The sequence below is a fragment of the Duganella sp. GW822-FHT06D06 genome (assembly GCF_058799615.1).
The window spans coordinates 33,104-58,422 of the sequence record NZ_JBXALQ010000022.1 but is presented as its reverse complement, the minus strand read 5'-3'; the positions used below and the strand labels follow the sequence as shown (position 1 = coordinate 58,422).

The following is a 25,319-nucleotide window of genomic DNA, read 5'->3' as shown; positions in this document are numbered from 1 at the left end:
ATAATAAATCTTAGATATTTTTTATGTCCATCAAATCGAATATCGGTCGTTCAGCGCTCGCGCCGACACCATAAAAGGAATTTTCCACAGCTTCGCCCTTTTCTTTTTTTGTTAAAATAACCTGGATTTGATCACCTATCGCACGAGCAAACAGAGGCGGAACAGCATTCCCTACCTGTTCATATTGTTCAGTCACACTACCAAAAAAAGTAACTCTATCCGGGAATGACTGCAATCGGGCGGCTTCACGTACACTTAATACACGATGCTGCGTTGGGTGGATATATGCCCCCCAATGTGGATCGCATTTCGTAAGAATAGTACTTGCAATGCCTTCCTTTGTTAGTCGCCCATAGCGTTTCGTATGATCAGACCTACGAGCTCGCTGCATGCCTTTTGGTAGCAAATCATGCGGAATATCACGCCAAGACCCGCCTGGTGGGATGTATGGCAATCTGGCTATATTGACTGCGCCAAGTCTAGCAGTCGTATGATTTGCAATCTCGCTTGATTCTTGTCGCAAATAATCTTGGTAAGATGATTCGGCCGGGGCCGAATATGAGAAACTTAATGCTCCCCCGCCATTTTCGATCTCAGGAAGATCGCCAATTGCGTCCCACACGGTGGTGTGAGAATACGAAGCATTCTTTCCAATATAATTATCTGAAAAAATAAGCGGCTTACCATGTAATTTTGTAGTGAAATTAGCTAATCCCTTAATGGAATGCGAAGGTACAGGATATAACGCCTGCGGTGCAACATCGATCCGAGTGGCAAGAAAAATCGTTCGCCATCTCATTTGTGGAACACCGTAGTGAGGCGCATACAATACGCGTACCTCAGGCTTATATCCAAGGTCTTTTAGGCTGAGTAAGATAGCGTCAATTGTGTCCCCGCCGGAAAACGACACCATACCAGGTACATTTTCAATTAAGACTACTTTAGGGCGGAATTCCTTTACGAAATTAAGGTAATTTAGGAACAAGTGATTTCGACTATCTTCCGTAGAACGACTGGGTGCATTTATGCTAAACCCTTGGCACGGAGGCCCTCCTGCCACAAGGTCCAGTTCACCAATTGCTAGCCCCAAAGACTTTCTAATCTGCGATGCAGAGACTGCACGAATATCGTCTACGCAAACCTCTGTGTGCGGGTGACTATGTGCCAGCGACTTCGCGTATGTCGCCATAATTTCGTTGGCAAACAAGACATTGAAACCAGCCCATTCAAGCCCGGTACTTAACCCGCCAGCTCCAGCAAAAAGATCAATGCAAGTGCGCTTGCGGTCGTTAAGGTCGAGGAGGAACGGTTCATTTTTCATTCGAGATCAATATAGAGGTACAGCAATGTTCACTTGGAGTTACGTGGTTTTGTCTAAAAATCAATCTGAAATCTGGCCAAGCGCGGGGTGGCACGGACTGATCGTAGTTTGCGCCGGCTAGTTTACACTATGAAGGACGGCGATCGTGCTGTTCCCCCCAAAAAAACGATGGGGAGTACAGTTTCGCGGGGCGTCGCCTGTGCCAGCAGCGGCGCATTTTCACTTCGTCGCAACAGCCATCTCCACAGTAGAGACCACTGTGGGATGCTGCAGCGTCGAGGACACTTCACAACAAGGCTACGAAGGAGGACGACATCGTGGTTGATAGGTGGACGAAAGAAAAACGCAGTGAGGTAATGAGGCGTATCAAGTCAAAGGACACGCAGCCGGAACTTAAAATCCGCTCGGCCTTACATCGCCTCGGGTTTCGTTTTCGAGTTCATAAAAAAGAGCTTCCTGGGTGCCCAGACATCGTACTATCCAAGTATCGAACAGCAGTTTTTGTTCACGGTTGTTTCTGGCATCAGCATCCCGATTGCAGAGATGGTCACCTACCTAAGTCTGGTCAAAGCTACTGGCACCATAAGCTCGCTAGCACTGTCGAGCGCGACAGGCAGCACCAACTGATGCTATTGCAGATGGGGTGGACTGTGATTGTCGTCTGGGAATGCGAAATCAAAACGGACATCGCCGCATGCATACGACGAATTTTGCTGCACATGACGAGCCTATGATAGTTCATGGAACGGTATGACAACGGCTCATTTGCATGCTTGGATTATCGATTTATACTGTTTATCCCATTTTTCCTAAAATTCCGTAAGCCTGAGTTCAGCCTCGTTGACGGTAACCGCGCCGTAGACCAACTTCAAATCGGCAGCCATTTCCTTCTGTTCTTTCCAGAGCACGAAGTTCAGGCTGTTGCCCACCATGTGGAGATGCATAACTGAACGGAGGCTTGTGGGTAGACTGCCTCAACCGCGTCCGGGAAGTCCTTCAACCATCGACGCAGGCGACGACGGTTTCCTGCACGCAGCGATTTTTTGAGTTCGGTCATGACCTGTAGCCAGAACTTGGCTCCCTCGGTTTGAGAGACCCACAGGCCCAGCACCTCCTCGCGGCCCTCCATGTTGAGGCCGATGGGCATACTCTCGGTGGCAGGATGTCAGCGGCAATTCTCTGCGTAGAGCGCCAAGCCTGGAACCGTTCCGACGAGGGCTTCCGCTGTAGCATAAAAAACCTTTCCCAATGCCCGTAGACATGGGGAGATTTCGACAATCGCCCCCGTCTTATATGACCCAGCCGATGCGCAATCAACTCGACCAGCAAGGGCGCCCATCTTGGTCTCGTGGTCGTGCAAATACAATTCTGACGTCGAGCCGCCCTCTTGCACGTAGACGTATGAAGGCGCTGATTTCTCTTTCAACAATGCGGCACAGTCTTGCTCAACGGTGATACGCGCTTGTCCCCCTGGCAAGCACTCGTATTGGATTGCCCCTTTCGACGTCATGACAAAGAGAGCGACGGCGATCGCATCCTCCTGGTTTAAAAATAACTTGGACACATAGGTCTTGGTCATCGGTTGCTCCCAATGTGAACCGCGCAGGCAAGATATATGCTGAGCCGTGCTATGGTAGGCAGCCTCCGCTGAGGTGCGTAACATTACCGCGTCAGCTCACTCCACATCAGCGACTTTCTTACCTTGCAGGGTAAAATTAGTTAGACCGCCGTTTAACTAGAAATATCTTTTGCTTCGAAAAAAAACTTAACAAGCGGCTGAAATACCGTTTCTCTATCGCCGACGCTTACCCGACGCATGGTTCGCTCCTGCAGACAATCAGATTGACGAGATTAGCTTTGCGCCACAAGCAGCCTTGTCACCGCTGTAAGCAACAGCTCGCCCGTCGTGGTGACGCTCGCTACCTGCGGTTTGAATGGGGAAGGTCCCCTTACACTGCGGGCATGTAGTCAAATTCCCTTCCACAGCTACGGCTTTCCCTAATACCTTGAAGGTTGCCTGAGCAGAGATGACCGCACCGCCGTGCGTAGTCTTGTCGCCCAATCGAATTACACCACGGCCCTCACTGTTCTTCATGGCTATGTCTCTCAGTCAATGTAGGGGATTGGGGATCCCCCAAACCAACGGCGATAACGCCAATGTCCGGTCGTCTCCACAAGTTTTTTTCGGAAACCGGCAAGCGAGTCATGAACAAAGCTGTCAAAGAACGCGGCTAGCACGGGGGAGATTTTGGCTTGCGCAACAACCCGAGCACGCAAGCCCAAGGCGTCCGGCTCAAGTTCAAGCAACGGGGCTTCTGTGCGGTCACGGTCGTGAGGCCTCTTGGTCCATCGAGCCGTTTTGGAATAGTTGTAGTTTTGCATTTGCTCGTCGAGCCAGCAAAACTGTCGGTTCCCAGCCACTAGATAGCCTCGGTCCTCTGGATTGGCTCTCATAGCTTGTCCAGTTTTCTCGTAAATCGACCTTGCCTGCCAACGCCACACGAGATAGGGAAGCATCCAATCACCCAACGACTTCGGTGTCTCGGTTGAGATGTCGATGAATTGTTTGAACGCGATTGACAGGTCATCGTGCACCGTGAAGGCAGCTTCACCACTGGTCCCGCGCCGATCCTTTGACAACGGAACGTTTGCCGCAACAGCACAGTCGTACATATGATTCAGCGGAATCTGCGAAAGTTTGAGCGAGTCAGCGACAGACACGCCCAGTTCACCCGGCTTATAGCCCCCACCCACATCGCTATGAGAACCTGGGTAAACATATTCGATGCAATTGGAGGGAAGATCGTGATTAAATAGGACTGTGTCCAATGGAAAGTTTTTGCGTAACTCATGCATTGCAATAAAATGGACACAGTTTTCAACTTTCGACGGGATCCGTAAAACGTTGGGTGTCGCCCAGTTGGAATGGCCACCTGTAGTATGTAACTGGTCATTCTTGATCCCCTCCCATATACCCACCGATGCAACGGTATCCATCAGACCTAAGGAAACGCTGATCAATCGATGATTTTCGGGCGACTGATGCTGTCGGTGACGCCGACTTTTTACACCAATTGGAATTTCAGTTTTATGCGGTTGGACCGGCGATTTTGGCGAATTTCGGCCGCATCTTTGCCATTTCTGGCGGTCAGGACGGAGCTCGGGTTTCCGAGACCGTAAATTGTCGGCCAGCCAGCATCAGATTGGCGAAGCCGAACAGCGTGAACAGCTGCGCCGTGTTCTTTTCCAAGCCACGGTACCGTGCCTTCCGATGACGAAAGAGGTTCTTCACGACATGAAACGGATGCTCGACTTTGGCCCGGACACTGGCCTTCAGGTGCTCCAACTTTTCCGCCATGCGGCCCAGTTTGTTGTTGGGCAGCGCCTTGCGTTTGGAGCGTTTCATCGCAACGTGCCAGGTCACGCTTTTCCCAAGATTCTCTTCGCGTTTTTCGACGCCCTGGTAGCCCGCGTCGCCGAGCGCCGCGACTTCGTCGCCGTGCAGCAGCGCGTGTGCTTGGGTCACGTCGGAGACGTTGCCGGCAGTGCCGATCAGGGTGTGCACAAGACCCGACGCCGCGTCCACGCCGATGTGCGCCTTCAGCCCGAAATGCCAGTCGTTGCCCTTCTTCGACTGATGCATTTCTGGATCGCGTTTCTTGTCCTTGTTCTTGGTCGAGGGCGACGCCGCGATCAATGTGGCATCGACGATGGTGCCTTCCCGCATCATCAAACCTTGCGCCGCCAGATGCCCGTTGATCGTCTCGAAGATCTTGCGCGTGAGCTCATGCTGCTCCAGCAGGTGACGGAATTTCAACAGCGTCGTCGCGTCCGGTGCCGATTCGCGATTGAGATCGATGCCGACAAATCCGCGTATCGCCTGGCTGTCGTAGATTGCATCCTCGATGCCTTCGTCGGACAGACCAAAGCACTGCTGCGCGACGTACATGCGCAGCATGCGCGCCAGTCCAATTGGCGGGCGCCCGGCGCCTTCAACCTTCGGATAGAACGGCGCAATCAGGTCATGCAACTGCGACCACGGTGTGACGCTGTCGATCTTCGCAAGGAAGCGGTCGCGCCGGGTCAGCTTCTTTTTGGCGGCGTATTCGAGATCGGAAAAACTCTTTTGCATGATCGACTGTATGTTGATGAGCGTGCCGTTATTGTCTCAGGTCTGGCCCTCGACCGGAACCGCTCCCGGGTGAATAAATCAGCGTTTCCCTAAAAATCGAAATCGAAGAGGGATCCCCACGAGCCCCGAACTGTTCAGGTGATCACTCAACCAGTGGCAAAATACCCTCGCTTCAGTTGCCCCGCGAGAGAACCCGAATACATCAAGAAGACATTCGCAAACCTTTGGGATCCGCTGTGTTTGCATTTTTCTTTCGATGCTTTTTGCACATACCTCCAAGTACTGTCCACTTCGATTCCTTGCGTCACCATCGACCAAGCTGGAAGCCAATCCAACCTTCTCAAGCTGCTTCTTGTCCGCCTTCGAAGGACTAGAGTTGCATAACGCTTTACGTAGATCGTTGTCGAACATTTCAGCATGAAAGAGACTCTGGTGAATCGCGTCAAAGACGCGCAGAAGAGCGAATACGATGCGTGAGTCGCCACCGCTAGCAAATGCACCGCCCGTAGTGGTAACAGTGTCTTCCCCGATCAATGGAAAGGGCGTACCCAAGCCAGGAATATATCTCGCATAACTACCTTTCTCAGGACTATGAAGATATGTTTCATACAGCCGCGCTACATTGGAATGTCCCTGCTCTCCCTTATCAAGGTCAAGATTGTTGCCCGTTCCGTCAAAGAAAATTCCTATCTGCATAGTCATCTCACAAGCAGAAGCGTCGACATATCGAACAGGTTTTGAAGACTTAATGTTTTGAACGGGAGCAGTTCGAGTGATGCCAAATTTATTCGTTACCTCATTCATTGCCATGTGTTTCTCCTCCGGCCCGCCTCACTTAACTCCGCTTGAGTAAACATTTCCTTGATGGGCCAGCCGGCGGTTGCCTTTGGGTCGCCATCGACCGGGCCATACCGTACTGGATGTGCTGTACTTAGAACCGAATACATTGTGGACATCACACGAACCCTGCCTTTCGGGAAAAAATGAACATACACATCGCCCGATCTTTCGTACTTCTCCAACGGGACTTTCGCGATATACATGCCTTTCGTAACGCTTGCATAATTTCCAGCTTCAGTTTCTTTGCGGTTTTCTTGCGACCAGTCTTCTACCTGCCACCTTACTTCGACAATAAGACCTGGGCGCCATTGAGAGGGAATCACAATGCAGCAAACAGATCCCCCTCCCCCCCCTTCCCGTCCAACGCTGGTGCCACCGTATCTATTTACATAAAATTCTGATATAAGGTGGTCGCCGCCGAGATGCTGAACTCCAACAATATCGGCAGGGACAAACTCTTCTTCGGGAAAAAAGTAACGATACACGGCGTATCCAACGTAGAGCGTTGTGCCAGTGACGAAAACAAACAGGGAGCGAAGTACGTACTTTTTCATCTCTCAACCTTCTCTAAAATGAAGACCGGCCCGACGGCGCAAGCCTCTTGCTTCGCACAATGGGATCCGGTTGCTTAAGCTACTCAGATCGCCTCTGTCGACAAGAGAATTTCCGCGTCACAAACGGCCTTATCACTTCGTAAGCAACAACTCGGTTCACATGGTGCAGCTCGCTATTTTTGGTGACTGGTTTTGAACGGGTGTAGCTCGAGTGAGGCCGAATTTATCCGTTACCTCGTTCATTGCCATGTGTTTCTCCTCCGGGCCGCCTCACTTAACTCCGCTTGAGTAAACATTTCCTTGATGGGCCAGCCGGCGGTTGCCTTAGGGTCGCCATCGACCGGACCATACCGCACTGGATGTGCTGTACTCAAAACCGAATACATTGTGGACACGACACGAACCCTACCTCTCGAAAAAAAGTGGACGTACAGCTGACCGGCGGTTCCGTACTTTTCCACTGGCACTTTGGCGATATACATGCCCCGCGTCGTAACGCTTTCGAAGTTTCCAGCCTCTATTTCTTTGCGATTTTCGCGCGTCCAATCTATTACCCTCCACCTAACTTCGACGACAAGACCTGGGCGCCACCGCACGGGAATCATCATGCAGCAAACTGACCTTCCACCGCCGCCCTCCCGTGCAACGTTCGTACCACCGTTTATTCACATAAAAATCTGAGATGTTGAAGTCATTGCCGAAATGCTGAACTCCGACAATATCGGTAGGAACAAACTCATCTTCGCGAGAAGAACAATACTCGAAGTATCCAACGTAGAGCGTGACGCCAATGACTAAAGCAATCAGGGAGCGAAGTACGTACTTTTTCATCCTCTCAACCTCCCCTTAGATAAAGACTGGCCATACGGTGCAAGTCCTTGCGCCGCAAGACGGGATCAGGTTGCTCAAGCACCTTCGTCAAACTGGGTTGTAGCAACAGTCTTCCATCGGTATCAAATACGTCACGAGTAAATAGCAAAAGTTCCGTATCTTCCTTGTGTCCCGCAGAAAGCCATGTCTGGCGTGCCTGCTCAGCGTACTCGTACGATTTCAAAGTCGAGTAATCGTAGGACTGGTCTGGTCGCATCTTGCGCAAATTTGCAAGCAACTGATCCACGCTCATGGCACTTTTCAGGGATGCGATCTGGCCCTCAGTCAGCAATAAGGGGGCCGTCAGTGACGCATTCGATTTCAGGGTCGGGAGCGATTTCAGCTTTCCATCGCGCCCGTGAATTTTCCAACTTTCAAACGGTGTCACGATTGACGACCATTGTTCAGCGGTCAGGCACATGGATAGTGCTGCTAGCACGGCACAGTCCGCAAATCGCAACGTCAGTTCCATGTTGTCTTCAGTCTTGACGTATATGAACTGGCGAAGATGCTCCTGAAGCTTGATTAAAGTGAGCTCCGTCTCGATGAACGAGATCCCCAACTGCGGGTGCAGTGCATTGACCAACGCCATCACAACATCAAGGCGATTACAAAAGCTGGCACGTTCGATATCAATCAAAATGGGACTGACTGGTATCGCGTCCCGCTCGTATAACGCAGCGAGCCAGCTTAGTTTACGAGGCTTCCTTGTCCAAGGCCGATCCTTCGGGTAACCGATCAATGTCGTATCGATGAGAATATAAGTTGAGGCCATAACTAAGTTCCGGATTTGGCAAATGGGCTGTGGGCGTCGGCTGCGATCAACAAGCACGGCACACAAATCTTGTGCGGCACCTTATCTCCAGGAAATGAGATATTTCGGTTTTGTCCGGGGAACGTTTGATGATCTGCCGCGTACATCTCATGCTTTCCCGAGGTGTAGCCCTTGATTCCAGCTGCGCTTAATTCCAGTTCTGTGCCGCCGCCATTGAGGCGCACACCCTTCTTCGCCTTGATGGTGATCCAATCGGTGTTGCTGATGATCTCCACCACTTTCTTGGCCAGCACCTGTAACTGGTCGTCTTGAGCTTGTAGAGCAACCTTGCCACTTGCCGCTGTCACCTTGATATCGCCTTCATTTGCGAAAAAGCTCATGGCCTGCACGGAGCGCATTGATGCCGTCTCACCGGACGCCAGAGATATTGCGGAAGCGCTGACGATATCTACCGTGGTGGCGGCACCTATTGCGACATTTTTGTTGCTAGTGCAGATCAGACCCGCCGGGCCACTCAGTGCAACAATAGGTGCGCCGCCATCGTCAAGATTCTTCAGCTTCTCAATCAGGTTCGACAGGTCTTTGCTTTGCGCTTGGTCGCCGGCATGCTGCTCTGCCTGTTCACTTAACTGAGAAACCAGCTTTTGCAAGCCTTCCGCAATGCTAAGAAGCTCAGATCGTTCAAGGTGCTTTCCCGTCGTCGCATCGCCCGACTCCGCAGTGATGAGGACGCCCTGCATGCCTCGCACCGCCACGTTCATATCGCTGCGCAGTTCGGCGCCAGATCCGCGTTGGTCGGCTTGTCCGGAGGCCCTTGGCTGAGATAGCCAGCCAAGATTCAACTGACTTGCGCCGTGATCGCTCGCCAACTGTGTACTGATCTGCCCGTTCGTATCGTCAAACCGCAGCTGATTGGCGCCAGCACCTTTCACTTCACGGCTCCGTATGCCAGAAAGGTAGCGGTTGCCAGGTAGGTTTCCCCTATTGCTCAACGCAACTGGCTGCGCTTGCTGGTTGTACAGTTGGCCAACAATCACCGGCTTGTCGGGGTCGCCGCCAAGAAAGTTGACCAGCACTTCGGTACCGATGCGCGGCAGGCCGATGGTGCCACATTGTTCAAGGCTCCCAGGGCCGTTGCCCGCCCAGTTCGAGGCAACGCGCACCCAGGCGGAATCGGTCTCGGTATCGGATGCACCGGCATTAGCGGCCCGTTCATGATCAGGTGCACGCGTGCCAGGAAAGCGAATCTTCACTCGCCCCATTTCGTCGCAATACACTTCCTCCCCTTCCGGCCCGACAACGATCGCACTCTGCATCAGCGCCTGCGGCAGATCCGTGCGCGGATCGTAAGCCGGCACGATGACCACCCCACGCCGCACCGCCGTGAACTGGATATGCATGCGCAGCGGTCCCGATGCCACCTTGTCCGCCACATCCCTTTGCATCTGCAACTCCTGCGCGCCCTGCATCCAGCGGCTGCGGGCGAACAAGCGCTCCACGCGCGCCGCCAGCGCCTTGGGCAGGTTGTTCTGCGCGTTCACCTGCAAGGCCGTGACGACGAAATCCCGCTCCTGAACCGGATGCCCATCCACCTCCGGATGCCCGGCCAGCGTGAAGTACTCCCCCGCGCACAGATCGCGCACGCTGCCTTCGCCATGGAAGCATTTCGTTTCGTAGTCATGCCGCTGCATGCGCAGCCTGCCCAGGCGGCACAGGTCCTCGTTGTCGCTCCCCGCATGCGGCGCCAGGATTTGATAGTCGTCCAGGCTCGCGGCCAGCTCGTTGCCGCTCATGCCCTGGTTCACGCCGCTGCCGATGTCCATCATCATGAAGTCGCGGCCTTGCGAATTGCGATAATCCCAGCTATGCCGCGTCACCGTGCCCGGTTGCAGGCTGCGCACCGCGCTCCAGGACGTTATCGTGTCGCGCTGCTCGGTCGCGGCGTCGCGGTGATAGCGGATGGTGCCGGCGGCGTTCTGGCGCAGCATGTCGGCGTTGTTGAACAGCACCAGCGTATGCACCGGGTACTTGCCGTCCTCGGCGCGCACATACCAGCCGATGCCGCGCCGCTTCAGCAGGCGCCGGATGAAGGCCGCGTCCGATTCGTTGTGCTGCATGGTGAATTCGCGCTGAGGATATTCGCGCAATTCGAAGCATTCGTCCAGCTCGTGCTTGAAGCAGACGCCGAGCGTGGAATTCTTATGCCGCCATTCATTCAGGATGCGCTGGACGATCTCCACCTCGTCCATGTGGCGGAACACGCGCGTGTTGGTGCGCTTTTCCAGTATCGCCAGCGCGTCGCGGATCACCAGTTGATAGCTGGCCAGGCCGCCGTCGCTGTCGCCCGAGCTGGCCTCGGTGACGATGCCGCAGACGCTGCGCAACTCTCCTATGTCGGTGACGAACTCCAGCGCGGCCGGCACAGCGATCATTTGCTTCAGCGGCAGGTACGCGTCGGCCGATACGCACAGCACGCGATACTCGATGCCGCCGCACAAACTCTCCGAGCCGAATACCCGCTGCGGCAGCAGCATGTCGTCGTTGACGCCTCCCGGCAGATCCAGCCGCAGGCGCAGCGGCCGGTTGCTGGCCACCAGTTCCTTGGCCTGGCCCATGAAGCTGAAGAAATCATTATCGCTTTCCACAATCGCTCCTCATGTATGCAGCAGGTACATCAGCTCTTCCCGGTCCTGGCGTGGCGGCCCGTCAACCAGGCAGGCGTTGACGCCCAGCCGGCACTCGCCATCCAGGCTCAGCGCACGTACATCTTCCGCCCGCTGGATCAGATGCACTTCATACGTCATGTCCACGCCGCAGTGCAGGCCCAGCATCGCTTTCAGCCGCCGCGCGGCGCTGTGGCCGGGCAGGAAATCCTCGTAGGCAGCCCGATCCAGCGGACCGATGCGCAGGCGCACGCGCGCATCGCAACCGTAGATGCGCTCGCCCAGCATCACGCCCACGCCCAGGTCGACATGGGCCTTGCCCAGCTGCGCCTGATGCGCGGCCGGCAGCGACTGCCACTGCCCGACCAGCTGCTCCACCACAAAGCGCGCGTTGAAGTATTCCGAGTAGATCCCCGCCATCAGCGGCGCCGACACGCTGCGGCTGCGGATCTGCATCGCGTAGCGCGCCAGCGTCTCGCGATCGACCGATCCGTCGGGTGCCGTACCGGACAGTGCAAGCAGCATCGCGAGAAAACCGTCGCCGCCATCCGCCGCCGTCATGCATTCCGGCCGGTGCTTGGCCCACGCCTGGTAGAACATGCACAGCGACCGGTGCGACAACATGTCCAGGAAGGCGCGCGGGCCGCCGTCGTTGCTGGTCCTTTCGTGACGATGGAGACGCTCCGAGTAGTGCAGCGGCAACGCGCCGTGGCTGCCCAGCAGCCCCATGAAGGCGGGCGTCAGGCGGATCAGGTCGTCGCCATCGTCGCTGATGTTCTCGATCTGGTTCGGCGGGAAGGCCAGCGACAGCCGGTTGCGATAGCGCAGCCGGCGCGGCGGCTGCGCCTGCTCGATCAGGCGCACCGCCTGGAAGAACTCGAAGCCTTGCGGCTCCGCCAGCAATTCGTCGATCAGGCCAGCGTCAGTGCGCCGTTGCGGGGCAGGCATCGCAGCAACTCCTTTCCGCTCACGTGGGACAGCACGACCAGTTGCGTGAAGCTATTCAAATGCACGTGCAGACCGAACAGATGATCGAGCACCTGCGCGAAGGCGTGCACGCCGGTGCCGGCATACGCCTCCTCGTCCAGCGACACCCGCACTTCCACGCCGCGCAGATAGGCGGTGCCGCGCGCCTGCCGTACCCATGCGGTGGCCGGCTGCTGCGACAGCGCCATGACGCCGTCGATCTGCCGCTGCGAGACGGCGCTGTCCGGCTGGGCGTACAGGCGCAGCATCGCGGTCAGCGCCGGCAAGCCCTCCTGCGTCAGCGAGCGGTGGTTCAGGGCGAGCTGCGTGATGAGGCCCCATTGATTGCCGCCGCTGGCCTGGCGGTAGGACAGTGTCGGCCGCCGCAGCAGGCGGATCGGGAAGTTGCCCCCGGCCGTCTCGGTACCGAGATCGCCTGCCGCGCGGCCGCATTGCATGCCATGCGGCAGGTTGCGATTGGTGCAGGTGATGCGCACCGACGCCGTGCCTTCGTCCAGCTTCAGCGGCGAGAAATCGCGGTCCACCAGCGCGAGCGTGTATTCATGGCCGGCGGCAGTGCCGGCCAGTTCCTCGTCGCGATGGGCGAGCCAGTAGTGGCCTTTGCGGCTGTCCTCCTCGCCGTGGCGCAGCGAATAGTAGGGGAAGAATTCGGTGAGCGAACTTCCTTGCGGCGTGTTGCGCAACAGATGCACGGTATCGATGCTATAGATTTCGCAGGCGCCGCCGGGCATTTCGTCCACCATCAGCGGATAGCTGCTGCGGTGGTGATTGATGCGGATCGGCGTGGCCGACTGCGTGAACAGGTTGATCACGGGCGTGCAGCCCAGCACCAGGTGGTCTTCCGACAGCGTGCGCAGGATGCGCGCGGCCGGGGCGTCGGGCCGCAATTCGGCCAGGGCGATGCGCAGCGTCAGCTGCGAGCATCCGGCGGGGCTGGCGGCCACCAGCGCGGCCAGGTCGATATCGAAGAAGTCGAATTTTTCCGGGAAGGCGAAGTACTCGCTCAGCAGCCGGTAGGCGCTGTGCTCCGAGGGCGCGGCGGGCAGCAAGGCATCCTCGGCGGCGAAGCCGGCCGGCTTGATCGGCAGGCGCTCCAGCATGCGCCACTGGCCGTTGGCCTCCACGCAGGCGCAGGCGGCGCGCATGAAGAGCATGTCGCGCAGGGTGGCGCGCAGCGAGGCCTCGCCGTCGATGAAAACGCGCAAGGTGGACAGGTCCAACGTCGCCAAGCCCCGCGCGGCGGCCGTGCTGTCGATGGTGATGCAGATCGCGGAGCCGGCCTCGCCAGGCAGCGGCAGGGTCGAGGGCGCCTGGATGTACGGTTCGAACCAGGCGGCGCTGATGGTCAGCGGCGCCACCGTTACGTCGTAGACGGTGCGGAAGCGGCAGGCGACGGCGCCGCGTCCCAGCGACTTCAAGTCCGTGCCGCGCGGCAGCGTGCTGACGCTGCTGATTTCGTTGACCTTGGCGCGGCTGTAGTCGACGCGGGCGATGGAGCAGGAAGGGATCGGCCGCAGGTAATGCGGATACAGCATGCCCAGCAGCGCTTCGGTGAAGTTGGAATAGCCGTCGTCGAGCAGCTTGGCGACGCGGGCGTTGAGAAAGGCCGAGGCCTGGATCAGCCGTTCGACATGCGGATCGGCGCAAGTCTCGCCGCTCATTTGCAAACTGCCTGCCAGCTTGGGGTAGCGACTTGCAAACTCGGTGCCAGTGCGCCGCAGCATGCTCAGTTCGCGTTCGAAGTAAGGCAGCAGTTTTTCCATCGTGGCATCCGTCGCAGGTTTGTACCGCTCAGGTTGTCGATGATGTCACGACAGGTGAACTACCTCTTGATATACAGCAATGGCGGCGGTCTTCCTCACTGCGGCACCGGCCCGCCCACGGACGCGCAAGCCGATCAGATCAAGCCGGATTTTCGCAGCCTGTTGCGCCACGCCAGGCGCTTGCCGTTGGTGGCCAACTGGCGCGCCAGGGTGGCATCGAATTCGCTGCGACGACCCGCGGCAGTCAGCGCCTCGGCCAGCTCGATGACAGCGGCCTCGGCCTGCGTATGGGAGGCGCCGGTGGCGCGCTGCAGCAGACCTTCTATTTCAGTCCAGATGACATCCGCCTGCGAGGCCACTTCCGCCAGCCGCTTGGCCCGCTTCTGTTGGACCTTCCGTTCGTGTTGCGCGCGCAGGCGCATTTCCTTGTCCAATCGTAGCTGCATTGCCGCTTCGCGATCCTGCTCGATTTGCAGCACCGTGCGCCGCAATGATCGTTCCACCGCCGAAGCGCCGCTGACGCCGACCGCCACACTCAACACGTCCGGGTCCAGCATCAGGAATTCCGCCAGCGCTTGCTGGGCCGGCGTCAGTCTGGACAAGCCGGGCGGCGGCGCAGGTTCCCGCGCCTCGTCGTCCAGTTCGCACGCGCAAAGCCGCGCCACCCATCCCAGGTAGAGCGGCCGCAGGTCGCCGTTCATCAGCTCCTGGCGCAGCGCCAGCAGGCGCGCCATCCAGCCAGGGCCATCCTCATAGCGAAAGCGCTCGTAGTCGCCGTCATCAAGGTCCAGCGACCAGGCCAGTATCCAGCGCCCCTTCCGCTTGGTGATCGAGAAAGCCTGGTTGCCGCCAAATTCCTGCGCGACGGCGCGGCCCAAGGCCTCCAACGGCACGGCCAGCATGAACTGGCAACAGCCCCAGTTGGCCGAATAGACGTAGGCGTCGAAGTACCGCTCCATCCAGTCCAGCGGGTCGGCCTTCAAATCGCCCCAATGATATTCATTGATGAAGCTGGTCGTAGTGATCTCTGCGCGGGTCGAACAGGCACGCAGCTCGGCCCGCTGGGCGGCGCTAAGCGGCTGCTCAAGCGCCTGGAATTCGTGGTATTGATATTCGCTCACAAGCTGTTCCGGTCAATACAAGCAATCGTCGTCGATCGCGTGGTCGCGGTAGCCCTTGAGCCATGCCTTCAGCTTCTTGATGTCTTGCAGCTCCTCCAGCTCGCGCGCCGCACCGGCCACCCGCGCCTGCATCGCCGTCACCTCCTCGCGCACCGCGCGCAAGGCCGCCTGCGGCGTCAGGCGACGGTAGAGCGGCAGCTCCCATTCCATCGCCACGTCGGCCTCCAGCCGCAAATTGTCGCCCTCTAGTTCCTGCACCTGCGCGCGCAGCACGGCGTTGAACTGAGCGATGCGCTCGTCGCTGAGGCCATCAATGGCGGCCTGGTCGATCTGTTCTATCTCCAGTTGCAACTCCAGCAGGCCAAGCAAATCGTTCTTCTGGTAGGCCACATTCACGCGCTGCATCAACCCGGTCTTGCGCTTGCGCTCGGCGGCGTCGGTCTCGCGGTCCGGATGCAATGCGCTGGCCAGCTTGCGGTAGATTTCCTTGACCGATTGCTTCATCAACGCATCTTCAGCCTCCTTGCGCTGGGCACGCTTGACGGCGCCAGGCGACTTGGCCCGTCGCGCTTCGGCCTGCCGCCATTGCTCCTCGGCCTGGCGCTCCCGGGCTTCCATCTTCGCGTGCAGCTCGGCCATCACCTCCTCGTCCGAACCGCCGCCCTCCAGTTCCATGCCGAACAGGCGTTCCATCTCGGTCTTGAGGTCGGTGCGTTCCGCCGCCTCAGGGACGGCGAATGGGTTGTCTTCATACTTGCCGATGATGCGTTCGAGCTCATCGTCGTCACCATATTGCAGCAGATCCCAGCCGGTGGTGCAGATGTAGTCCGCCAGCGTCCTCCGGTTGCGCACGCCCATGGATTTGTGGCCATAGGCCCGGTCGCACAGCAACACCATCTGCCGCTCATGGGTACTGAAGGCCAGGCCCAGCGGCATCAGCTCGTGTTCGGCAATATTGCGCAGCAGCGGCAACGTTTCCTGCCAGCCCGCCAACAGCGCGCGCTCTTTCTCCAGCCTCTTGATCAGGGTGTTGAATTGCTGGCGTATGCGCGACTGCGGCGCGGCGGGGATATCGGCAACGCGGACGGCGGAGTTGGGATTTTTCGACGGCATGGCTGGCAGGCAAAGGGCAATCGCCCATTATACCGGCGCGCTGGCGGCTGGAAGCCCGCCGCGATCACCGGTTTCACCCGCGTGCATCGGCCGGGAGATCGACACCGACGGCAATGAGATCGAGGTCTACCAGAGCGGCGCCGGCAAGTCCGGCGCGATGAACATCTTCGCCAACTTCGGCTTCCAGATAGTCGTCGCCACGCCGCTCAAGTCGGTCATGACGCTGGAACCGTTCATCGGCGGCGCCTGCTTCGTCGACATCCGCGACCGCAAGATTTCCGCCAGTGCCGACAGCTGGCGGCACTGGCGCGGCGCGGGTGAGTTGCGCTGAGCTCAACGGCGCTGGCAATTGCTGGTGCTGCACAGTCCCGACCAGGTGGCGGTCTGGATAGGCGAGCATGGCTGCCTGCTATATCAAGGCAGCTCCGGGTATTCCGCCGTTGGATGTGCAGCAACGCGTATCGCTGTTCGTACACTTTTGTACCCGGGCTATAATACAAAAGACAAGTCCCCAATCATGAATGCGATGAACAAACGTCTAGTCGAACGCAGCAACGATTTTCTATCAGCCGTCAACCGGCTGGAAGAGGCACTTGCGCAGCCGGAGAATTCGTTTCTCAGAGACGCGACTATCCAGCGCTTCGAATTTACCTATGAGTTGGCGTGGAAGGCCATCAAGCTATGGCTAGAGACCAAAGACATTGTGGTGCTCAACGCCAAGGACACCTTGCAAGCAGCGCTTGAGCAAGGGCTGCTCATCGACGGCAATAGCTGGAGCCAACTGCACAGGATGCGTAATCTGACTAGCCATACCTACGACGAAGCGCAAGCTATGACTGTGTATCAATTTGTCAAAAATCACGGCGCCCAGATGTTTTCCGAGCTGGCAAAAACGGTGAGCACGTGGACGAGTTAGCACTACGCCCTCATCGCTTCGGCCTGAGCGAGTCCATCCTGGATTCGCTATGCGAGGTATTTTCTCGATATCCGACTATCGACAACGTGAAGATCTACGGGTCACGCGCAGCCGGAACGTACCGTCCGCAATCCGACATCGATCTTGCCGTGTTCGCCCCTTCCATGAGCGAGCGCGATTTCGGCAGCCTGTGGAGCGCCCTGGATGACTTGCCTATCCTGTTCCGGCTCGACATCATTCATTGGGACCAGGTCGCCAACGACGCGCTCAAACAGCATGTGCGACAGCATGGCGCCTTGCTTTATCCGGACCATCCGGGAAACGGATAACGACGACGGGCGCCTATGCCCGCAGTGAGCCTCAGTCCGCCGACAACACCCCCAGCAAATCCTCCGCCGTGATCTGCAAGCCCTGCATCTCGCCGCCGGCCAGCACCGCATCGGCCAGGCCGGCCTTGGTGCGTTGCAGTTCCTGGATTTTTTCCTCCAGCGTGCCCCGGGCGATCAGCCGGTAGACAAACACCGGCTTGTCCTGGCCGATGCGCCAGGCGCGGTCGGTGGCCTGGTTTTCGGCGGCCGGATTCCACCACGGATCATAGTGAATCACGGTGTCGGCCGCCGTCAGGTTCAGCCCCACGCCGCCCGCCTTCAGGCTGATCAGGAACACCGGCGCCTGGCCGCCCTGGAAGGCATCCACCTGGGCGGCCCGGTCAACGGTATCCCCGGTCAGCAAGGCATATGGCACCGCCCGCGCCTGCAGTTCCGTCTCGATCAGCGCCAGCATGCTGGTGAACTGCGAGAACACCAGCAACTTGCGGCCTTCGGCCAGCAATTCATCGACCAGCTCCATCAGCACCTGCAGCTTGGCCGACGGCGCCTCCGTCTTGCGCGTGCCGGCCGCCTTCATCAGGCGCGGATCGCAGCACACCTGGCGCAGCTTGAGCAGCGCGTCCAGGATGACGATCTGGCTGCGCGCCACGCCTTTGCGGGCGATCTCCTCGCGCACCTTGCGGTCCATGGCCAGCCGCACCGTTTCATACAGGTCGCGCTGGGCGCCGGCCAGGTCGACCATGCGCACCATCTCTGTCTTGGGCGGCAGCTCCTTGGCCACGTTGTCCTTGGTCCGCCGCAGCAGGAAGGGTTTGATGCGGCGGATCAGTAAAGCGTTGCGCTCGCTGTCGCCCAGCTTCTCGATCGGCTTGCGGAAGTCCGCATTGAACACCTGCTCGCTGCCAAGCAAGCCCGGCATCAGGAAATGGAATTGCGACCAGAGTTCGCCCAGATGATTCTGCAAAGGCGTGCCGGTCAGGCACAGGCGGTGGCGCGCTTGCAGCAGGCCCGCCGTCTGCGCCGCCTTGGAGCGGCTGTTCTTGATGTATTGCGATTCATCCAGTATCAGCAAATGGAAAGGCTGCTGACGCAACACTTCCTCATCGCGCGGCAGCAGCGCATACGATGTCAGCACCAGATCCGCCTGGGCGATCTCGCCGAAGCGGCCCAGGCGCTCCGGTCCGGTCAGCGCCAGCACCCGCAGTCCGGGTGCGAAGCGCGCGGCCTCCGCTTGCCAGTTGCTCATCAGGCTGGTCGGCGCGACCACCAGCGCCGGCGCCGTCAGCCGGCCGGCCTCCTTTTCGACCAATATGTGGCTGAGCGTCTGGATGGTCTTGCCCAAGCCCATGTCATCGGCCAGGATGCCGGCCAGTCCGTATTCGCGCAGGAATTGCATCCAGGCCAGGCCCTCGGCCTGATAAGGACGCAGGCTGGCCTGCAAGCCGGCCGGCGCGTCCACCGCACGCACGCGCTCGAACGAGGCCAGTTGCCGGCCCAACGCCAGCAGACGTTCCCCGCTCATCCAGCGCAGTTGCGCGCCCGCTTCCAGTTCGGCCAGCCGCGCCATGTCGAGCGCCGGCAAGCGCAAGGCGTCGCCGACGCGTTCCCGGAAATACAACTCGCCCAGCGTGCGCAGGATGGGCTTGACGCGGCCCCACGGCAAGGCCACCCGCACACCGCCCGGCAAGGTGGCCAGCAAGGGCTCCTCATCGCCGCGGGCGTCCAGTACCGCGCGCTCGAAATCGCGCGGCGCTTCGCGTATCAGTTGCACCAGCACCGGCAGCAGCGGCACCGGCGCGCCGTTGACCACGATACCGAGTTCCAGGTCGAGCCAGGCGTTGCCGGCGCCATCGTCCGCCTGCGCGACCTGGGCATACCAGTCATCGACTTCGGCCAGGTCATAGCGAAAATCAGGCGTCGCTTCGACTTGCCAACCCTGCGCCCGCAAATCCGGCAAGGTCTCACGCGCGAAATGCAGCCAGGCGCCTTCGGTCGCCATGTGCAACTCGCCATGCGGAGCACCCGGCAGCAGATGCCCGGCCGCCGGTTGATGCAGGCCAGCCGCCCGCAACAGCGACCAGGCCGCAGCTTCATCGGCCTCGTTGCGCGCGATCGTATCGATGCCGCCGTTGCCGATCTCCGTCACCTCGATGGCGGGGTCGGCGCTCACGCGTTGGCCGTCGTACTCAAAAATCAGCAAGCCGAAATCGCGATGAACAGGGCGACCGGTATCGACGTAGTGCGGCACGCTGCCCAACTTCAGCACCGGTACGGGCCTGACCCCGGTGCGCAGGCGGGTTTCCAACTGCGGCGTGGGCAGTAAACCCTTCAGGCTGGTTGAGAATACCTCGCTGGCAAACAATGCAGCGTGGCTTGGCGCCAGCCGCGGCGCCCTGGCCACCCATGACAGCCACTCCGTCATCGGCAGCACGGAAAGCATTGCCGGCAGGTTCAATTGTCCAACCAGGCCGTCATACAGGTACAGCGACGGGGTTGCCGGCAGCACGTGGCTGATGGCGACCCCGTCGTCGAACGCCCACCCCAGACGCAGGTCAGCGTCGATGCCGTCGGCGCACCACGCCAGCCGACCGCTGCGCACCGGGCCGACGCGCAGCGGCCGCAGGCCCGAGCGCAGGCCGGTCTTGTCATCCGCCAGGTACAGCACGCCCATTTCGCCCAATTGCAACAGCAGTCGGGCAGCGCTCTTGCCGACAGGCTCCAGCGCCACCGTACCCCAGACGCTTTTGATGAGTCCCGTGAAAGTCGTCGCTGGATCCAGGTCTTCGTCGCGCAAATAGGCGGGCGGCGTAAGTTGAAAGCCATACAGGTCCTTGATCTGCGTGGCGGAGCGGATCACGCCATCGGCGGCGACACGCCCCTTGCAAAGATGCAGCAGCAAGCGGCCGTTGCCGGCTTGCGGCATCAGCACATAGATCAACCGGTGCGGCTGCGCCGGCGGTGGCTTGCGGGAGTTTTTCTGGCGTAGCGCCGATTCGGCCTGAAACTCCACGCCGGCCAGCCATCGGGACATTTCATACGGCAGCGCGTCGGCGTCTGCCGGCGCCCCCATACCAGCGCCGCTTTCGCAAGCGGCAAGCAGGATCGCCACCACATGCTTGCAGTTGTATTCCATCGGACAGCTGCAATCGCCTGCGAAATCGATGTGCTTGCCATCCGTGACGAGTTTGACCGCCTGATGGTAATAATTCTCCGAACTGCCGCGCACCTTGCCCCTGATTAACTCACCGTCGATACGGGCTTCCAACACCATGTTGCGGCGATGGTAATCGGCGCCACGGTTGTAAGTGCCGTTATCAAATCGGCCGCGGATATCATTGAGCGTGTAGTGCATGGAAGACGGGCGAGCCAGGCTCACTATCATGTTGGACAATTCGCCATTATCGCCCATCTTCCGGCGCATGCGCCGGGCTTACTTCGTCACCCGCTCCCACCCTGTGCGCACCGCTTCCTTGAACTTTTCCCAGCTCGACTGCGCATGCTTGCTTTCCCAATTGCTGCGCAGTTCAGGCTCGACCTCTTCCCATAGCTTGTCCTTGTAGCCGGGATTGCCGGCCATCGATTCGCCGTAGCGGTAAGCCGGGTCGAACTCCTGATAGGTACCGCCGCTGTAGGAGAACGTGTCCTGCCAGTGTGCGCGGAAATACACGACGTCTTCGCTCTCGCCGCGCAGGATGTCCAGGCTGGCCTGGTTGGGCGCGCTCACATCGCGCGGGTAGATGCGCATGCCGCTGCGCTGCACCGTGCTCTGCTCCGAGATCGGCGCGTTCACGCCGGTCATCGTCGGCGACACCGTCTCGCCGCGCTGCATCGAACCCTGCGTCAGCGATCCCTGCTCGGAGCGGGCGAAGTCCACCGCCTCTTCGCGCTGGCGGATGCCGTGCTGTTCCGGCGCGCTTTGCTGCGCGCCCAGGCTGGTTTGTGATGCGCCGGCGCTGCTGCGCTGCGCTTCGCCACCGGTCCAGCCGCTGGCGCGCCACATGGTTTCATGCTCGTCGATGTCGATCGGATTGAAGTCTTCCACGATGTCGGCCGCGCGGTCGGCCGCTTCCATGCTGGCCGTATGGATGGTCAGCACCACATGGCCGCGATTCAGCGCTTCCGCATAGATGTGGCGGTCCGCATGCTCGCGCCCCAGCAACTGGCTGAACATCTGCTTGATGCTGTGCAGGATGGATTCGTTGTCGTTGATGCGCGGCGTGCCGGCCACGCTGCCGGAATCGCTCACGGTGATGCTCTCGGCGGCATAGCCGCTGTGGACCAGTTCGTCCTTGGCTCGGTTAGCCTCGGCACGGGTTTCAAATACAGCTGCCAGTGTGTGTGTCATGATGGGCTCCTGGGTTGAGACGATAGAGATCGGTCACCATCCCAGTCTACGTCCGATGCGGCAGGCGTAGCGCCCGTTTGCCGACAGGAAATCCCAGAGCGGCTGGCGGTCGGCTGTTGACAGCCGACCGCCGCGGCGCTCGTCGCGGCAAACCGCCTTACACCACCGGCGTGTAGCTGAAGCCGGCGCCGATGATCTTGGCGATGGCGGCCTGGTTTTCCGCGCTCTCGCTAAAGCCGATCAGCACGTCGGCGCGCGCCACGCCAGCGTGCAAGCCGTCCAGCCAGAAGCTGTTGCCGCCGGCATCAGGCGCGCGGTGCAGCACGTTGTTGTACAGGCTGGTGACGAACTGCTGGTCGGTCGGCGCCGCGCCGTAGAGGCTCTTGAATTCCGGGCTGTCGATGAAGGCCTGGGTGACCGTCTTCAAGTCGACGCCACGGTCCAGCACGTCGATCCAGAAGCCGGCGCCGCCGCTGTCCGGCGTACGGTTGAAGGCCGACTGGTACAGCCGGTACGCCTGGCCGCCGGCGCCGCCCAGATCCAGCGCCAGCGCGTGATCCGAGAACATCAGCCGCTCGACGCCGGTCAGCGTATCGGCATCCTTGCCGGCCCAGTAATCCCTGACGCTGACGCTGCCGTCGGTGTTGCGCTCGATGCTCAGCTTATACGGATTTTGCGTGTAGTAAACGGTGTCGAGACCGGCGCCGCCGTTCAGGCTGGCGCCGGTACCCTTGCCCAGCAGGTAGTCGTTGCCATCGGTGCCCACCGCGACCGGCTTGGTGGTGGTGAAGCTGTGGCTGGTGGCGCCCGCGTAGTGGTTGCCGGCCAGGTCGAGGATGCTGCCGTCCGGCAGGTTCAGCGTGTAGGTCATGCCCGGCACCAGGTTCTGGTGCGGATTGATCACCAGCGCATGGCCGGATACCGACACCAACGGCTCGCCGTTGCCGGTCATGGCGACACCGGCAGCGTCGGTCAGGGTGATGCCCGTGCCCAGCATGATGGTTTCGTTGAAAGTCAGCGCGATACGCGGCGCCAGCGACACATCGACCGCGCCCGCCGCCACCGTGGTCGACAGCAGCTGCGGCGCCGTCACGTCGCCCAGGGTTTCCTCGACCGTATAGGTGCCGGTGTGGTCGATGCCGCCGTGGATGTCCAAGTAGTAGTCGCCGGAGGCGGTGGCGATGTAGCGCAGATGGAGTTCATTGCCGTTGACGGCGCTGCTGCTGACATAGGCAACCGTGCCGCCGTTGCTGCTCACCAGCCACATGCCGGTATGGCTGCTGTCGATATCCAGAGTGCCGCCGCCGCTGGCCTTGCCGCGCAGGCCGAACACATAGTTCTGGTCCGCATCGAGGTGTACCTTGATCCAGTCATGGTCGTCCGCCACGCCGATGGAGCCGGTCACCGGCGCGCCGGGGCTCAGCGTCCCCTGGGTCGCCAAGGTGGCGGGGAAGTCGTCGCGCCCCACGTCGGTCGCGCTCAGCCTGTAGCCGCCCGCCAGGCCGCTGCCAGGCGAGGTCGCCACAGTCAGGTAATAGTCGCCCGACTGCGCCGGCTCGAGCGACGCGGAGAGCGTGGTCTCGGTCCGGGACTGGTAACGCAACGACACATGCTCGCCGGAGCTGTCCTTCATCTCGAGCGACGCGTAATTGCTCCTGCCGCTGCGGGCTTCGGTCGACACCAGGTCCAGCGCATAGGTCTGGCCTGCGACCAGGTGTACCTTGAAGACGTCGCTGTCGCTCGACAGCTCCAACTTGCCGAACATGGCATTGCCGGGCTCCAGCGCGCCGGCATGGGCAGCGTCGTCACCGTAGTCGTCCTTCTGGCCGAATTGCGCCGCCACCTGGTAGGTGCCGGACGACTGCGGCGCCGCCACTTCCAGGTAGTAAGTACCCTTGACCGTCGGCGTAAACGGCAGCGTTCCAGCGGTGGCGGTGTCGCTGGCGTCCGTCGTCGCCAGCAGCATGCCTGAGGCGTCGCGCAGTTTGAGGGTGCCACGGCCGAGTTTGAGCGTGCCAGCGCCTTCCGTGTCGCCCTTGAGCGTGAACCAGTAGAGCGCACCGGCGTCGAGCGTGACCGCAAACCAGTCGCGGTCGCCGCCGCCGGCTTCCAGCTCGCCGTTCACCGGGACGCCCACCCCCAGCGTGCCGGCGGTGTCGGCTGTGGCGCCGAAATCGTCCACCGTCCGGCTCTCGGTAACGGTGTAGGCAACGCCGGTGTAGCCGGACACCTTCAGATAAAAGCTTCCGCCCTTGGTCGACGTATAGCTGAAAGTGGTGTCGTCTTCATAACTTGACGACGCGAGGATGGCGCCGGCGCCGTCCTGCAGCGTCAGGGTCTGCGAGTATCGGGCGACCTCCCCATCGGCGGCCATGCTGAAGGTGTAGGTCACGCCGGCCGCCAGCTCGGCCTGGAACAGGTCGACATCGTTGGGTGCCTGCACCTTGCCGTGCAGCGTAGAGCCAGGTGTCAGCGGGGCGGCGTCGGCGTGGGTGTTGCCATAGTCGTCCGACTCGGAAACGCCCAGCTTTACCGTGTACTCCAACTTGTAATACAAGGTGCTAGAGCTAGCCGCGCTCACTATGTAGCTGCCGCTCTTGTCCGCCTGGAAGCGGAGCACCGTCTCGTGGTTGAGCATCTGGCTGCCATAGGCGACGTCCCGGCCCTTGCTGTCCTCAAGAGAGAGGCGAACGTTGTCGATCGCGCCGGTTTCCGTAGTCAAGGTCAACGTGTAGATTTGACCAGCCACCGTGGTGATGGTGAAAGGATCGGAGTCGCCGTTGAACTCCAGCGTCCCGCTCAGCTGGCCACCCTCGTTCAGGTTGCCCGGTGCGGCGGCCGTGAAGTCGTCGCTCAACAAGCTCATGGTTTTCGTGTAGCGGCCGAGGTAGGCTCTGCCGCCCATCTCCAGGTAATAGTCGCCGTCTTTCTCCACCCTGAACGGAACGTTGTCGACCGCGCCGTAGTAGCGTCCGCTACGGTCATAGATGGCGGTATAGGCCGGTACCGATCCCGTACCGGTGTCGAAGACGATGACCTGGCCGGCCTCGGCGTGGAACTTGAACCAGTCGACGTCATCCGGTTGCTCGAATACGCCTGTAATCGTATTGCCGTTGAAGACACCGGTGGTGCTGGCGCTGCCCGCGAAATCATCCGCAGCCGGCGGCGCCACCTTGATGGTGTAGCTACCGGTGCCGCCGTATCCGGCGCGGGTGATCACATAGTAGTCGTCGGAAGTGGTCGGCGTGACATTAAGCGCCGCTCCGAAGCTGCCGTTGCCAAAGGCATTGCGCAAAAAGAACTCAGTGGTGCCCATCAGCGAGAGCGAGGTGCCTGACAGGCTGTCAAGCGTGCCCGCGCCTTGCGGCGCGCCATCGAGCGACAGCACATAGTTGGTGCCGGCCGTCAGCGAAATGCGGAACCAGTCGACGTCCGACGTGGTCTCAAATATGCCGGTGCCGCCTTGGCCGACGACCAGACGGCCGGTGGTGTTGATATCGCTGCTGAAATCGTCGCTCATGAAATTGATGATAAATTAATAGTTCTAGCATTCTATCAACATTTCATGTCGGAAAAACTATTCAATAGTC

At 59.6% G+C, this 25,319-nt stretch carries 22 protein-coding genes; 4 read left to right on the top strand and 18 right to left on the bottom strand.

Annotated features, from left to right (window positions below; translation table 11 throughout):
- Positions 1 to 10 precede the first annotated feature (10 nt).
- Entirely contained in the window at positions 11 to 1,321 is a 1,311-nt protein-coding gene (locus tag AC1RMD_RS27945) for a DNA cytosine methyltransferase (protein WP_492931542.1), read from the bottom strand.
- Between the two features lie 356 nt (positions 1,322 to 1,677).
- Here AC1RMD_RS27945 and AC1RMD_RS27940 point away from each other — a divergent pair, with 356 nt between their 5' ends.
- Entirely contained in the window at positions 1,678 to 2,055 is a 378-nt protein-coding gene (locus AC1RMD_RS27940) for a very short patch repair endonuclease (RefSeq protein WP_492931540.1), read from the top strand.
- A 179-nt stretch (positions 2,056 to 2,234) separates the two neighbouring features.
- Here AC1RMD_RS27940 and AC1RMD_RS27935 read toward each other — a convergent pair whose 3' ends face one another.
- From AC1RMD_RS27935 to AC1RMD_RS27870, 14 genes are all read right to left on the bottom strand, one after another.
- Positions 2,235 to 2,468: a transposase gene (locus AC1RMD_RS27935; protein ID WP_492931538.1), complete on the bottom strand. Its 234-nt coding sequence runs from the start codon at positions 2,466 to 2,468 to the stop codon at positions 2,235 to 2,237.
- Between the two features lie 18 nt (positions 2,469 to 2,486).
- Positions 2,487 to 2,900: a hypothetical protein gene (locus AC1RMD_RS27930; RefSeq protein WP_492931536.1), complete on the bottom strand. Its 414-nt coding sequence runs from the start codon at positions 2,898 to 2,900 to the stop codon at positions 2,487 to 2,489.
- Between the two features lie 258 nt (positions 2,901 to 3,158).
- Positions 3,159 to 3,416 carry a PAAR domain-containing protein gene (locus AC1RMD_RS27925; protein WP_492931534.1) on the bottom strand — a complete coding sequence of 86 codons (258 nt, stop codon included), beginning with the start codon at positions 3,414 to 3,416 and terminating at the stop codon, positions 3,159 to 3,161.
- A gap of 11 nt (positions 3,417 to 3,427) precedes the next feature.
- Positions 3,428 to 4,513 carry a phospholipase effector Tle1 domain-containing protein gene (locus AC1RMD_RS27920; protein WP_492931626.1) on the bottom strand — a complete coding sequence of 362 codons (1,086 nt, stop codon included), beginning with the start codon at positions 4,511 to 4,513 and terminating at the stop codon, positions 3,428 to 3,430.
- Positions 4,470 to 5,453: an IS5 family transposase gene (locus tag AC1RMD_RS27915; protein WP_492931531.1), complete on the bottom strand. Its 984-nt coding sequence runs from the start codon at positions 5,451 to 5,453 to the stop codon at positions 4,470 to 4,472. The genes AC1RMD_RS27920 and AC1RMD_RS27915 overlap by 44 nt, the downstream gene beginning before the upstream one ends.
- A 78-nt stretch (positions 5,454 to 5,531) precedes the next feature.
- Entirely contained in the window at positions 5,532 to 6,263 is a 732-nt protein-coding gene (locus AC1RMD_RS27910; protein ID WP_492931529.1) for a hypothetical protein, read from the bottom strand.
- A complete protein-coding gene (locus AC1RMD_RS27905; protein WP_492931527.1) occupies positions 6,254 to 6,847 on the bottom strand; it encodes a DUF3304 domain-containing protein in 594 nt (197 codons plus the stop codon). The genes AC1RMD_RS27910 and AC1RMD_RS27905 overlap by 10 nt, the downstream gene beginning before the upstream one ends.
- Before the next feature lie 239 nt (positions 6,848 to 7,086).
- A complete protein-coding gene (locus AC1RMD_RS27900; RefSeq protein WP_492931624.1) occupies positions 7,087 to 7,512 on the bottom strand; it encodes a DUF3304 domain-containing protein in 426 nt (141 codons plus the stop codon).
- A gap of 170 nt (positions 7,513 to 7,682) precedes the next feature.
- The gene (locus AC1RMD_RS27895; RefSeq protein WP_492931525.1) at positions 7,683 to 8,492 is read right to left on the bottom strand and encodes a DUF4123 domain-containing protein; all 810 of its coding nucleotides are present in this window, start codon (positions 8,490 to 8,492) and stop codon (positions 7,683 to 7,685) included.
- Positions 8,493 to 8,494: 2 nt separating this feature from the next.
- Complete coding sequence (locus AC1RMD_RS27890) at positions 8,495 to 11,137, bottom strand: type VI secretion system Vgr family protein (protein ID WP_492931524.1); 2,643 nt, start codon at positions 11,135 to 11,137, stop codon at positions 8,495 to 8,497.
- A 9-nt stretch (positions 11,138 to 11,146) separates the two neighbouring features.
- Positions 11,147 to 12,103, bottom strand: a complete 957-nt coding sequence (gene tssG, locus AC1RMD_RS27885; protein WP_492931523.1) for a type VI secretion system baseplate subunit TssG — start codon at positions 12,101 to 12,103, stop codon at positions 11,147 to 11,149.
- A complete protein-coding gene (gene tssF / locus AC1RMD_RS27880) occupies positions 12,067 to 13,905 on the bottom strand; it encodes a type VI secretion system baseplate subunit TssF (protein ID WP_492931522.1) in 1,839 nt (612 codons plus the stop codon). Before tssF ends, tssG begins: the two co-directional genes overlap by 37 nt.
- A 134-nt stretch (positions 13,906 to 14,039) precedes the next feature.
- Positions 14,040 to 15,026, bottom strand: a complete 987-nt coding sequence (locus AC1RMD_RS27875; RefSeq protein ID WP_492931521.1) for a hypothetical protein — start codon at positions 15,024 to 15,026, stop codon at positions 14,040 to 14,042.
- 12 nt (positions 15,027 to 15,038) lie between these two features.
- Positions 15,039 to 16,139, bottom strand: coding sequence for a J domain-containing protein (locus tag AC1RMD_RS27870; protein ID WP_492931520.1), 1,101 nt, complete (start codon positions 16,137 to 16,139; stop codon positions 15,039 to 15,041).
- Between AC1RMD_RS27870 and AC1RMD_RS27865 the strand changes: the two genes are divergently transcribed.
- The 3 genes from AC1RMD_RS27865 to AC1RMD_RS27855 are packed head-to-tail and all read left to right on the top strand — an operon-like array spanning position 16,138 to position 17,384.
- On the top strand, positions 16,138 to 16,470 hold the full coding sequence (locus AC1RMD_RS27865) for a hypothetical protein (RefSeq protein ID WP_492931519.1): 333 nt from the start codon (positions 16,138 to 16,140) through the stop codon (positions 16,468 to 16,470). The genes AC1RMD_RS27870 and AC1RMD_RS27865 overlap by 2 nt on opposite strands.
- A gap of 24 nt (positions 16,471 to 16,494) precedes the next feature.
- Entirely contained in the window at positions 16,495 to 17,055 is a 561-nt protein-coding gene (locus AC1RMD_RS27860; protein ID WP_492931622.1) for an HI0074 family nucleotidyltransferase substrate-binding subunit, read from the top strand.
- Positions 17,043 to 17,384, top strand: a complete 342-nt coding sequence (locus AC1RMD_RS27855; protein ID WP_492931518.1) for a nucleotidyltransferase domain-containing protein — start codon at positions 17,043 to 17,045, stop codon at positions 17,382 to 17,384. Before AC1RMD_RS27860 ends, AC1RMD_RS27855 begins: the two co-directional genes overlap by 13 nt.
- 31 nt (positions 17,385 to 17,415) lie before the next feature.
- Here AC1RMD_RS27855 and AC1RMD_RS27850 read toward each other — a convergent pair whose 3' ends face one another.
- From AC1RMD_RS27850 to AC1RMD_RS27840, 3 genes are all read right to left on the bottom strand, one after another.
- Positions 17,416 to 20,766 carry a DEAD/DEAH box helicase gene (locus tag AC1RMD_RS27850; RefSeq protein WP_492931517.1) on the bottom strand — a complete coding sequence of 1,117 codons (3,351 nt, stop codon included), beginning with the start codon at positions 20,764 to 20,766 and terminating at the stop codon, positions 17,416 to 17,418.
- A 48-nt stretch (positions 20,767 to 20,814) separates the two neighbouring features.
- Positions 20,815 to 21,729 (bottom strand): hypothetical protein, encoded by a 915-nt coding sequence (locus AC1RMD_RS27845; RefSeq protein ID WP_492931516.1) that lies wholly within the window; start codon positions 21,727 to 21,729, stop codon positions 20,815 to 20,817.
- Between the two features lie 157 nt (positions 21,730 to 21,886).
- Entirely contained in the window at positions 21,887 to 25,249 is a 3,363-nt protein-coding gene (locus AC1RMD_RS27840; RefSeq protein WP_492931515.1) for a DUF4214 domain-containing protein, read from the bottom strand.
- Positions 25,250 to 25,319 lie beyond the last annotated feature (70 nt).